The 13,135-nt window shown below is 58.8% G+C and carries 6 protein-coding genes and 3 pseudogenes; 8 read left to right on the top strand and 1 reads right to left on the bottom strand.

Annotation, left to right across the window (positions count from 1 at the left end):
- The first annotated feature begins 89 nt into the window (after positions 1-89).
- Positions 90-509 (top strand): ATP-binding protein, encoded by a 420-nt coding sequence (locus JW953_18595; GenBank protein MBN1994713.1) that lies wholly within the window; start codon positions 90-92, stop codon positions 507-509.
- Between the two features lie 184 nt (positions 510-693).
- Here JW953_18595 and JW953_18590 read toward each other — a convergent pair whose 3' ends face one another.
- Positions 694-1,401: a superoxide dismutase gene (locus JW953_18590; GenBank protein MBN1994712.1), complete on the bottom strand. Its 708-nt coding sequence runs from the start codon at positions 1,399-1,401 to the stop codon at positions 694-696.
- A 364-nt stretch (positions 1,402-1,765) separates the two neighbouring features.
- Between JW953_18590 and JW953_18585 the strand changes: the two genes are divergently transcribed.
- The 7 genes and pseudogenes from JW953_18585 to JW953_18555 all read left to right on the top strand — a co-directional run.
- Entirely contained in the window at positions 1,766-4,003 is a 2,238-nt protein-coding gene (locus JW953_18585) for a protein kinase (protein MBN1994711.1), read from the top strand.
- A gap of 242 nt (positions 4,004-4,245) precedes the next feature.
- A complete protein-coding gene (locus tag JW953_18580) occupies positions 4,246-4,647 on the top strand; it encodes a hypothetical protein (protein ID MBN1994710.1) in 402 nt (133 codons plus the stop codon).
- Between the two features lie 129 nt (positions 4,648-4,776).
- On the top strand, positions 4,777-5,247 hold the full coding sequence (locus tag JW953_18575; protein ID MBN1994709.1) for a hypothetical protein: 471 nt from the start codon (positions 4,777-4,779) through the stop codon (positions 5,245-5,247).
- Between the two features lie 2,850 nt (positions 5,248-8,097).
- Positions 8,098-10,425 (top strand): annotated as a pseudogene (locus tag JW953_18570) (PKD domain-containing protein).
- Between the two features lie 900 nt (positions 10,426-11,325).
- Positions 11,326-12,051 (top strand): annotated as a pseudogene (locus tag JW953_18565) (LamG domain-containing protein).
- A gap of 6 nt (positions 12,052-12,057) precedes the next feature.
- Positions 12,058-12,261: pseudogene (locus JW953_18560) on the top strand (PKD domain-containing protein).
- A 216-nt stretch (positions 12,262-12,477) separates the two neighbouring features.
- Positions 12,478-13,135: PKD domain-containing protein (locus JW953_18555; GenBank protein ID MBN1994708.1), on the top strand; the 658-nt coding region annotated here is incomplete at its 3' end.

Genomic DNA, 13,135 nt, shown 5'->3' with positions numbered 1-13,135 from the left:
GTGTCATCGTTATCTGATTGTCTCCTGCCATAAAGGTATGGTTTGATGCTCAGGATGTCAAATGTTAAAAGTGTTAGTCAATGAGGGCAATGGGGATTGACCAGGATAAACAAGTTGTAGAAATTTCTATACCCAGCGAACTGGGCTACGAAAAAATTGCCATGTCTGTTGTGGCAAATGTTGCCTGGAAAATGGGTTTCTCTAAAGAGAAAATTGAAGATTTAAAAACCGCAGTGGGCGAGGCCTGCACCCACGCCATTGAATACGGCAATTCGCTCAATACTGAAACTCAAGTTCTGATTGTGTTAGCCACAGACCGGAACAGGATCAAGGTGCAAGTTATTGATAACGGCCGCAATCCCATCCCTACGCCGCTTCCAGATAAATGCGCCGGCCATGATCGGAGATGCATTGGGTTGTATTTGATGCGCAAGTTAATAGATGAGATAAAGGTTCAAAGCCGGCCCGGTCGAAACGAAGTGCAGTTGACCAGCTACCTGGTGGCCTGAAACAGGGCCAAGTCCACAATTTTTTTCAGCATTAACCGGATTGACAAAATTTCTGCTTATATTTTCCCTGAAGGTTTTGTCAATCCGGTCTATTTATTAAAGGGGAGGTCTCGTTCCCAAATTAGGGTTTAGGCCCAAACAAGTGCGGGAACGAAACTTCCCCAAATTATTTTTGGACGTTTGCTTATTGAGGGGCGTCGCCGGTAAACCTGGCCCAGGTTCCTTCAAGTTTGGTCCAGGTTTCTTGGACCCATGCTTTGGCGTGGTCCAGCCCTGCGCCAATTTTTACCCCCAGTAAATTTTTGGAAACTTCATCCCAGTTGACCACATTCCACCAGGCGGCAATGTAATCGGCGCGGCGGTTTTGGTAATTAAGATAGTAGGCGTGTTCCCACACGTCTAAACCCAGAATGGGCACCAAGCCCTCGGCAATGGGGTTGTCCTGGTTGGGCGTGCTGGTAATCACCAGTTTGCCCTCAACGTCCACACAAAGCCAGGCCCAGCCGCTACCAAAACGAGTCATGGCGGCTTTGGTAAATTGCTCTTTGAAGCTGTCAAAGGAGCCAAAAGAGGCGTTAATGGCTTCGGCCAGACTGCCTTTGGGTTTGCCGCCACCCTGGGGACTCATGCAGGGCCAGAAGAGGGAGTGATTGGCGTGGCCGCCGCCGTTGTTGCGCACCGCCATCCGAATATCTTCGGGAACGGCGTCAAGGTCTTCCAGCAATTCAACCACATTTTTGTTTTGCAGATCAGGATATTTTTCCAGCGCGGCATTCAAGTTATTCACATAAGCCTGATGATGCTTGCCGTGATGAATGCCCATAGTTTTGGCATCAATATGAGGCTCCAGGGCATTGTAAGCATACGGCAAATTGGGTAATGTGTGTGTCATTTTAAAATTCTCCTTTCACTAATAAGACGATTAATTAATAACTTCTACCTTTTTCTCATTCTCACACTCGGGGTGAGAACGAGAAAAATTCTCCTTCTACCAAAGCCCCCCCTCTGAAATTCTTACTATAGGATTAATAATAATTCACTTTTGTAAGTTTAATATTAAAATTAACCTCGCCGCTGGCCAATGGCCAACTTAAAATTGTAAAGCAAGGCCAAACTGACTCTCCAGAAGTTTGGATAATCCCACCGGCGGCTTCCGGGAAGTTACTTTGGGCCTTGGTTGTGCAAAATCAAGAATAGACGTAAAATAAGCCCCCCGGCCAAGCAGCCATCACTCAAAACAGAAAAGGACAACGGAAATGTCTGACCATTTAGACTATGACAGCAAACAAAAACGAGTCATTCACCAACTGGTGGATTCTGTTTTGAGCGAGGAGGCGGTCAATCAACTCGCCGCCCAATACTGCCCCCCCCTCGCCGATTGTTTTACGCCCGACCTGGGTAAAGCTGAAAAAATCCACGCCTTGATTGAATATTGCGACCGGCATGGTCAATTGGGCGCATTGGTCGCCCGGGTCCAGCGGGCTAACCCGGCCGGATACCAGGTTTTTGTGGAGCGTGTCCGGCAGCCTGGCCAAAAATCTGCGATGGATCAAGATGCACCTCCCGCCGCTCCTGCGGCCAAGCCAGGAGCACTTTCAATTATTCCGGCAGCGTCTGCCGGGCCGTGGTCGCTCCATCAGCCGGAAACAATGCTTCATCAATCTTTCCTGAATCGTTACCGGATTGACGAAATCCTGGACACCAGCGGCCGGGGCGTGGTCTTCAAGACTTACGATACCCAAATTGAACTTGATGTGGCCGTGAAAATCATTGACCTGACCCAGGTTAAGCAGAAAACATTGCGCGAACGGGTTCGCCAGGAGTCCCGCACGGCAATGAAATTGGACCATTCCGGCATTGTGCAAGTTTATGACTTTGGCGAGATGGACTCAATGATTTACATTGTAATGGAATTCATTCCCGGCTCCAACTTACACGAGGTGCGGCAACCTTTTAAGGTTATTGACAAGCAGGCTATTTTGCCCCAAATTATCGAACTGATCCGCCAACTCAGTTTGACCGTTGATTATATGCACCAACAGGGCGTGCTGCACCCCAGCCTGACACCCGACAACATTATGCTCAGGCCCAGCGAAGCCAAAGACGGGCTGGCCTGGCAGCCGGTATTGATCAACTTTGCCCTGCTCCGGCCGCACCGGGAAATGCTGCAAGTGCAAGAGGATTTCCCTATTGATCAACTGACCTACCAGGTTTCTCCAGAATTTTTGCTGGGCCACGTTACCGATGTGCGCAGCGACGTGTATGCCCTGGGCATTCTGCTATACGACCTGGTCGTGGGCCAGCCGCCTTTCAGACCCCGGAACCTGGCCGAAGCAATTCGGCTGCACATTGAGGTGCCGCCCTCGCCGCCGCGGGCCAGCCACCCCGCTTTACCGGAGGCGTTGGAACAAGTAATGCTGAAGGCGCTGGCCAAAGACCCGGCCGACCGCTACTTAACGGCCAAAGGGCTGGCCCAGGCTCTGGGCGAATGTTTGGCCGGGGAGACCGTTCCGCTCCCCACCCAGACGGCGCCGGCCCAGGTGCTTATTTCTCCGGCAACGCCGGCCCAACCCCTGACCGTTACGCCTGGCCAACGAGCGGCCGCCAAACTCATCCTGCGCAATCAAGGCGGCCGGGATGATTATTGCCAGGTGCGGGCGCAAGGCGTTCCGCCCAACTGGCTAACCATCTCCCCGGCCGCGCTGAATCTGGCGCCGGGCGAAACGCAGGAGGTAGAGTTAACCTTCCAACCGCCCCGGACGCCGCTTAGCCGGGCCGGGAGCTACTCGTTGAGCATTCAGGTGGTCAGCCAACAACAACTGGGCCAGAGTAACGAGATAAACCGGGTTTTAACCGTGCTGCCTTACACCCAGTTCAAAAGCAGCCTCTGGCCCCAAGAAATCTCGCCGGGTCAGGTGACGCAAGTCACCATAGAAAATCAGGGCAACAACGTCGAAACCTTTACTATCCGGCCCCAACTGGACCAGGGGATAATTTTTGAACCCGCCCAAGCCACCGTGCAGGTTGGCCCCGGCGAGGTAGGCACTGTGGACTTCCAAATTGCGCCTGGCCAGAAACGTTGGATCGGCAGAAAGATCAGCCAAACCTTTTCCTTGCAGGTTAGCTCAACAGAAGGAGGGGTCAGCGTTGTTAGCGGCCGGCTCATCAACCAGGGGGTAATCGCCCCCGAGTGGGCATTGGCCGCCATCCTGATCATTGCCCTCTTTTGTTGCGCCCTCTTTTTTACCTATCCCATTATCTTTGAATCTCTGGCAGGCACGGCCACCCCAACGCCTATACCCATCCAGCCGGTGGACACGCCCGTTCCGGTGGATACTCCGGTCCCGGTAGATACCCTTGCGCCGTCCGCGCCCACTGCCGCGCCGCCCACCCCTACCCCTATTCCCACCCTCACCGACACCCCTGCCCCCACCTCCACCCCAACCCTGGTTCCTACCCCGGTGCCGGTTAATACGCCCACCCCCTTTGCCTAGCAGCCTGTCGGAAAGAACGGTCAAAAGGGTGTTATAACCGCCAAAGTACACCCCTCGCAAACCGTTGATAATTCAGCCCGTCCTATTTTGACATAACCGATGCGGCTCGTATGATTTGACCCCGTAGGGTGCAAAAACCTCATCCAGAAAGATTTACCCGAGAAAACAAAGCTCAAATCTGCCCAACTGGTCATCTGTGGTAAAATGATGGCTCATCATGCCAAGGAGGGACAGATAATCTGATGGGCTGGTTCATCCTGACGCAACTGTTTTCCGCCCTCATCCAATTGATCCGTATCGGCCGTACGTCTGACCAGGAAAAAGACCTGGAAATCATGATCCTGCGCTATCAGTTGGATCTGGCCGAACGAAAACGACAATCACCCCTCAAGCCAACCCGAGTTGAGAAGTTGACCCTGGCTGTGCTGGTGACCAAACTCAAGCAAGGCGCCCGGCGTCCAGCCAACCAACTGCGTGACCTCATTCGCCTCTTTCAACCCGAAACCGTACTGCGCTGGCATCGCCAACTGGTCCGCCGCAAATGGACCTACGATCAGCACAACAAGGGCGGACGACCACCACTCGATCACGAACTTGAGGCGTTGGTTGTCCGCCTGGCTCAGGAGAATGACCGCTGGGGCTAGGGCAAGATCGAGGGGGAACTGCACAAGTTAGGATACAAGGTCTCCCAGACCACCATTCGCAACATCCTCGATCGGCACGGGATTGTGCCGGCCCCCGTACGCAATGGCTCCCTCGGTTGGCGACATCTGATGACCCACTACAAACAGCAGCTCCTGGCTTGTGATTTCTTCACCGTGGAAACCCTCTGGTTGCAGACCTTGTACGTGTTGTTCTACATCGAAGTCGGCACCCGACGGGTTCACCTGGCCGGAGTCACCGCTCATCCCGATGGCTTCTGGGTGGCCCAACAAGCCCGGCAATATGTGTGGACACTCGAGCAAAGTGACGAGAGACCTCGTTTTCTGATCCACGACAATGACGGGAAGTTCACCGAGACTCACGACACGGTTTTTCGGTCAGAGCACATCCACATCATTCCTACCCCCTTCCAGTCGCCCAACGCCAATGGCATCTGCCGAACGGCGGGGGCGCGCTGTGCGGGAAGAGTGCCTCAACCACCTATTGATCTTCAGCGAGAACCATTTACGCCGGGTATGATTCTGGGCTTCATCAGTGACTACTACCGCGGTTCAGATCAGATGGCGCTTTGCCCGGCTTGAACCACTACCATCTCAAATATCATTTCCTCAAAGCCCTGACCACCTCAGGGTCGTCATCCTGTGGGTTGGCGACGGATTGCTGCTCTTTAGAGACCCCAGAATTCCTCCAAAACGCAAAGATCCACCTCGAAATCACTCGAGATGGATCCGCTGATACCCTATTCTATTGAAGCTTCCTCGTTCAGGGAGCCCCGATTCAGTTCACTTTTTCCTCCGCATCTTTATGGATGAGGTTTTTGCACCCTACGCCAATAACTAACGTCACAATGTTAGTCCTTTCTGAAAGAACTGGCACTTGGAGATCAGCTCCTTACATCAAATCCGTTTTCCCTCCGAGAGAGATGCCCTCCGCCTTATAGCGCGAAGCCTATTTTATCTCTCACTACTCTCGCGTCTCGATATGTCGGGAGAGGTGTAAGGGCAGACTTGGCCGAGAGCCGGCACATTGCCTTCTGTTTAATAAGCCTCATTTGCCTGATGAAAAAATGTAGCGTATACTTCCGGCCAATCAGGAGCAGGAGGGGCATCCTCACTCCCCCGGGGCAACTGCTGAGAATACCGACCGCTATTTGACCGTAGGGTTTGAACCGGAATTCCCCGCCACAATCAGCCAATCCTGCCAAAAACCATCAGGTGATCCAACGATGAGAGGGTTCAACGGCCGGTTGAGTTTATCTCAACGCGACCCTTCAACTGCCACAACAAGGTGACACGCCAAGTCCCGCTATCCCGGTTCTCCGGGCAGCCGGGCCGGGCGTGTTTTTGTTTGTGGCCACCTGACCTTCGTCATTGGTCGTTGGTCCTTCGTCGTTAGTCCTTATTCAGGAGAAGGAGGCGTTCATGCTACGCACAATCCAGGTTGTCATTCATTGTCTACTCATTGTCTCACTGGTCTTGACCTCAATGCCACTGCCGGCCCTGGCCAGGGTGGTGGAACACGCCGGCTACCAGGTCGAACCCACGGTTGAACCGGATCCCACCGAAGAACCGACCGCCGCCGCCACCACCGAAACGGCCCCGGCCACCGAGGAGCCAACCCCCACCGAGGTTCCCACCGCTACGGCCACCGAACCGCCTCCGGCGACCGAAACAGCCACCGCCGCGCCGACCGCCACAGCCGGGCCTACCGAACTTCCCCCGGAAACGGCCACGGCCACCATTACCCCCAGTTCCACCGAGATTCCCACCGCCATTCCCACCGAAACGGCCATCCTCACCCCGACGGCCACGGCCACGCTGACACCCACGGCCACCGCCACCCTGGTTCCCACCCCCACCGCCACTCCGACCGTGGCCGCCGCTCCCCCTGAGCTGAGTTTGAGCATGCACATCCAGCCGGCCTTTGTCCAGCCGGGGCAGGAAGTGACCGTGACCCTGACCCTATCCAACCCGGCCCAGGCGGCGGTAGCGGGCTTGGTCATCAGCGCCACCCTGCCGGTGGAGGTCAATTACGATACCGCGCTGGGGGCAGTGCTCCCCGGCTACAACCCCCTCTTGCGCTTGCTGCGCTGGCAGATCCCCCCGGAATTGGCCGGCCCAAAAAGTCTGGCCCTGGGCTACGTGGGCCGGATCGCGCCCGAGGCCGAAGCCAAGGCTCTGAACCTGGCCGCCGAGATCAGCGCGCCGCCCCTGGCCGGTTCAGGTTTTGCCCAGGCCAGCCTGATCATTGCCCCACCCCCACCCTTACCTACCCCGGAACCAATCCCAACTCGGGTTCCGGCCGGCCCACCGGCCCAGGTGTCCGTAGTGGTCGAACCGGCCCACCTGCCTGCCGGCCGACAAGCCACAGTGTTGGTGTATGTGGCCGATGCCGAGGGGCGGGCTGTGGCCGACGGCAGCCAGGTCAACCTGGCGGTTGAGGGCGGCACGCTGTCCGCGACCACCGCCGGCACGCAAGAGGGCCTGGCCCGCCTGACCCTGACCGCCGGGCGCCGGCCGGGCCAGGGACGATTGACCGCCCAGGTGGATCAGGTGAGCGGAGAGGCAGCGTTCACCATTGGCCGGGCCGGGCGGGTACGGGTTGGCCCGCAAAACGAGGCGCTGCCCTTTGATCCGGCGGCCCTGGCCCAACGGGCGCGCCACCGGCTGCAACCGGCCGGGGCCGGGCGCTGGCAGGTGGAAAACGAACGCTACCGCGCCGTCTGGGATGCGGCCGGCCTGGTTTTGGACCTGAAAGAAGATGACGGCCAGAGGCACGCAGCAGGCGAAGTGACCTTCTCTTTTCGCCTGCTGGACATCCGGGCCGGGGGCGAAGTACTCTACCGGCAGCGGGGCAACGGGGCGGCCCCTACGACGGCAGACAATGAAGCCCGCTACCGGCGCGGGCCGGGCCTGGTGGAGAGTTACCTGGCCCGGGACAAGGGCCTGCAGCAACTGTTCATCCTGGAAACTCCGCCCCAAACGGAGGGCGATCTGGTCATCCGGGGGCGTTTTGAAACCCCCTTGCAGCCCGAATTGCTCTCCTCGGAAGAAGGCCTCATTTTCCACCGGCCGGGCGAGCGGCGGGGGTTGAATGAAGGCGGCAGCGGGGTGCTGGCCTACAGCGGGGCCCTGGTGGAAGACGCCCGGGGCCGGACGACCTACGCCCAATTGGCCTTGCAGGGCCGGCAACTGACCCTGACCGTGCCGGACCACTGGCTGGCCGAGGCCGAATACCCGGTGGTGATAGACCCGATGCTGGGCGATCCTGCTTTGATTTCTGACCCGCGCGACACCCAGGGCGAGTTGGACGTGGCCTACAACCCGGACGAGGACGAATACCTGGTGGTGTGGAGCGGCTACGACACGGGCGGGGCCAGCGCGGACATCCAGGGACAGCGGGTGGCTGCCGACGGCAGCCTGGTGGGCGAGATGATCGTGATCGCCCAGGCCGAGGGCAACCAGGAACGCCCGGCCCTGGCCTACAACCCCGACGACCAGGAATACCTGGTGCTGTGGAGCGACTACCGGGCCGACCCGGACGGCGACGTGTACGGCCAGCGGGTGGCTGCCGGCGGCAGCCTGGTGGGGGCCAACTTCCCGGTGGGGGCCACCGAAGCGCTGCAAGACACGCCCGATATTGCCTACAACCCGGCTGATGAGGTGTACCTGGCCGTCTGGCGCGACCGGCGGGGGCCGGCCATTTACGTTTACGGCCAACTCATCTCGGCCGGCGGCGTACTTTTGGGCAGCAACTTTGCGGTGTATAACGAAACGGGCGATAACTACGACCCGCGGGTGGCCTACAACCCGGCGGCGGCGGAATTTCTGGTGGTCTGGTCGCGCTGGTGGGCCGACGTGTACGGCCAGCGGCTGGGGGGCAGCGGCCAATTGCTGGACAACCCCGGCACCCCGGGCGACGAGAGCCAGCCGGGGGTGGCCTTTGTGGTCAGCAATGCCGGCGGCAGCCAGGGTTTGCCGGTGGTGGCGGCCAACAGTGATACGGGCGCCTACCTGGTGGTGTGGCGCGATAACCGCGGCGACAGTGGGGACATTTATGGCCAACTGATCGGTTCAAGCGGAGCGCTGGTGGGCAGTGAAATAGTGGTCTCGGCGGTAGCGGCCACTTACCAGAGTTTCCCCGATGTGGCCTATGACCCGGTGAACCAGGTTTACCTGGCGACCTGGCGGGACGACCGTGGGGGGCAGCAAGATATTTATGGCCAGGTGATCACGACCAATGGGGGGCTGTCGGGCAACAACATTGGCCTCTATGTGGCCGGTTACACCCAGACCTACCCGGAGTTGGCGGCCAACACGGCCAGTGGCGGTTACCTGGCGGCCTGGGCGGATTGGCGAAATTACAGCCTCAATACTTATGGCCGGCTGGTCACTGGCAGTGGGGCCACCCCGGCAGACTCCTTTCCCATTGGGCCGGTGACCGGGTTGAAACAATATCCCTGGGTAGCCTTTAACGAGGCAACCAACGAGTACCTGCTGGTGTGGGAAGATTATCGCAACGGGGATGCCGACATCTACGGCCAGCGGTTAGGCGCAGACGGCGAACCGGCGGGTGACAACTTCCCCATTTCTGAGATCACGGCCGGCGGCGATCAGGCGCAACCCCGCGTGGCGGCGGCCGAGGCGGAAGGCTATCTGGTGATCTGGGAAGACCGGCGCAGCGACAGCGGCGGCGATATTTACGCCCAGCGCATCTCGGCTGAGGGCAGTGTGGCGGGCAGTAACTTTGTGGTAGCCGCCACCGGCGCGGGCCAGAGTTACCCGGATTTAGCCTACAACCCTGCTGACCAATACTATCTGGCGGTGTGGCGCGATAAGCGGGCTGACCCCTATGGCGATATTTATGGCCAACTGATCTCGGCCGGTGGGGTCCTGTCGGGCAGCAATTTCATTGTCAGCGCCTATAGCTCTCGCACCCAGGATTATCCGGCCGTCAGTTATAACCCGGTGGCCGGGCAATTCCTGGCAGTCTGGCGCCAATACCAATCCAGCGGCAACTACGATATTTACGGTCAGCAGGTTTCGGGCCAGGGCATACTAGCGGACAATCCCGGCACGCCGGCCGATGAGAGCAACCCGGCGATTTCCTGCCAACTCACCACTGCCGGGTTGGACCAGGAGTATGCCAGGCTGGCGGTTGACCCGGACAGCGGGTCCTATTTGGTAGTGTGGCGGGATGAACGTAATTACAGCAGCACCCATTACGACATTTACGGGCAACTGCTGACCGCCAGCGGGGTTCTGTTGGGCAGCAACCTGGCCTTGAGTACAGCCGGCGATTATCAGCACTCGCCCACGGTGGCCGCCTTGAGTAACGGGCAGGGTTTTTTGGCTACCTGGCCCGACCGGCGGCGCAGTTCCTGGTACGATCTGTACGGCCAGCGCATTGGTCTTGATGGAACGTTGTCAGGAGACAACCACCTGCTGGTTGAGGACGTGGGAGGGGTGGCCGGCCTGTCTCTGGCTGCCCGGCCTGATGCGCCGGAAGCGCTGGTGGCCTGGGAGTGGGACAACGAAATCTACGCCCAGCGCTACAGCGCGCTGGCCGCCGATTTCACCGGCGCGCCTCTCATCGGCTCGGCCCCGCTAACAGTCAGCTTCAGTAACCTGTCCACCCCCACCACCGAGATCACGGCTTATACCTGGGACTTTGGCGACGGCATCACCGGCACCGAGACCGCCCCCAGTCATACCTACAGCCAACCCGGTCTGTACACCGTCACCCTGACCGCGATTGGCCCGGCGGGGTCGAACACCAAAATCCGCCCGGCTTACATCACGGTCAACAATGCTTTCAGCCCGGAGAGTGACCTGCGCGGCTATTGGCGGTTGAACGAACCGGGCGGCCTGCGGCAGGACCGGTCCGGCTACGGCTACCACCTGACCCCGGTCAACGGGCCGGGCTGGGTTGAGGCCGGGGTTATTGGCAGCGCGGTGGATCTGGAAAAGGATGCGTCTCAATACCTGGTGGTCAGCGAGCCGCTACACAGCAGTTTGGGCATCAGCGGCAGTTTGACCCTGATGGGCTGGGTTAAACCGGAGAGCAGCAGCAGTAACTACCTGGCCCTGGCGGCCAAATACCAGTGGTACGACCGGGGCCAGCAGGAGAATGCGGGCTACCGGCTGGTGTTGAATGAGAACAACCGGCTGAATTTCATTGCTTCGCCGGACGGCACAGCCTCCAACCCGGCCTATGAACTGGCGGGCGCCACGACCCTACCCACCGGCCTTTGGGCGCACGTGGCCGCGGTGTTTGACGCCCAGGCGCGGGAACTGCGGTTGTACGTGAACGGGATGCCGGACGGCAGCAAGGCCGTGGCTTACGACCAACTGCACGTTTCTAGCGCGCCCTTTATGTTGGGGGCCAACCTGGACAGCGCCGGCAACCCGGCCCAGCACTTTGACGGCCAGTTGGACGAGTGGCGGGTATACGCCCGCGCCCTGGGCCAGGCCGAGATCCAACAGGTGATGGGTCTGCCGGGGACCAGTTTCACCGCTGCGCCCTCGCGAGGTTTTGCCCCGCTGGCCGTTACCTTCACCAACCTCTCGACCCACACCACCGGCTACGAGTGGGATTTTGGCGACGGCAGCCCGGCCAGCGCTGAGGAGAACCCGGCGCACACCTATAGCCGGCCGGGGGTGTACACCGTCACCCTGCAAGCTTCTGATGGCCTGGTGACCGACACTCTGACCCGGCCGGCGTACATTCACGCCACCACGCCCCAACAGGGTTTGCAGGGCTACTGGCGGCTGGATGAGACCGGCGGGACGCGGTTCGATAGCTCAACCAATGGCAATCACTTGACCGATTACAACACAGTTGGCTCGACCACCGGGCAAGTGGGTCTGGCGGCGGACTTTGAACGGGGTAACAGCGAGTACCTGGCCATTGACCATGCGGTGCAACAGGGATTGAACATCACCGGCAGCCTGACCCTGGCCGGCTGGGTGCAGGTTGAGAGTGGCAGCAGCGACTATATGCTCCTGGCCAACAAGTATGAATACGGCCTGAGCAACCGGGCCTATCGTTTCGGTTTGACCTACAATACGAACACGCTCTCCTTTGTTGTTTCTCCTGACGGCGAATATCAGAGCAACTACATTTTGAATGGGACAACCGCCCTGGCGGTGGGCAGTTGGCATTATGTGGCCGCCGTGTTTGACGCCGATAGCCGGACAATGCGCCTCTACCTGGACGGGGAGTTGGACGCCGGCCGGGCGGTCAACTTCAACACAATCTACGCCTCCACCGCGCCCTTCATCTTGGGAGCCAGCCTGAACAACGGCAGTGTGGTCCAGCACTTCGACGGTCTACTGGACGAGTGGCGGGTGTACGACCGCGCCCTGGGCCAGGCCGATATCGCCGTCCTGATGAGCCAGACCCGGGCCGGCTTTACAGCCACTCCCGGCCAGGGGTTTGCCCCGCTGGCGGTCACCTTCACCAATGTGTCAACCAACGCAACCGGCTATGAATGGGATTTTGGCGACGGCAGCCCGGCCAGCGCCGAGGCGAACCCGCACCATACCTACACCCAGCCGGGCCTTTACACCGTCACCCTGCAAGCTTCTGATGGCCTGGTGACCGACACCTTGACCCGGCCAGGTTACATCTGGGCGGCGACCCCAGGGCCGGGCTTGTCCATCAATTTCAACAACTACCCCATCGAGTCTTATGGCGGTACACAGGACGTAAACGGGGTGGCCACCGTGGGCAGCGATGGTTCCTGGTTACAGATTGGGGGTAACGGCTGGAAAAAGATCACCCTGCCGTACACGGTCACGCTTGACACGATGTTGTCTTTTGACTTCAAGAGCGAAGCGCAAGGGGAAATCCAAGGGATTGGTTTTGACACTGATGACAGTTTAAGCACTGATCGAACCTTCCAATTATACGGCACGCAAGCCTGGGGGCAGGCTGACTTTCAAGATTATGCCAGTGTGGCGCCAGGGTGGAAACACTACGACATTCCGGTGGGGCAGTACTATACCGGCCCGCAACAGTATCTCTTTTTCGTCAACGACCACGACGTTTCTAATCCAGATGCTGAAAGCCTGTTCTTCAATGTTAGTATTTACGAGCAGGGACCGCCAGCCGCCGCTTTCAGCGCTACCCCCTTGAATGGCGCGGCACCGCTAACCGTCACCTTCACCAATAACTCTACCAATGCCACCAGCTACGAGTGGAATTTTGGCGATGGTATTACCAGCACCCTGCCCAGCCCCACCCACACTTACCCTACGGCAGGCGTTTACACCGTCAGCCTGACCGCGACAGGGCCGGCCGGCTTTGATACCCTCACCCAAACCAACTACATTACTGTGACCAAAGCCTTTCAAGCCGACTTCTCTGCTTTCCCCCGCACCCAGGGCTGTTCAATTCTAAATAATTCCTTCGTAATTCAGAACCCTGTCGAGGTTCATGCAATTTTTGAACAGTTCCAGTTTAATG

The organism is Anaerolineae bacterium, assembly GCA_016931895.1.
In the GTDB taxonomy this organism is placed as follows: domain Bacteria; phylum Chloroflexota; class Anaerolineae; order 4572-78; family J111; genus JAFGNV01.
The sequence above is the reverse complement of the archived record's forward strand: the minus strand, read 5'-3'. Positions and strand labels throughout refer to the sequence as shown.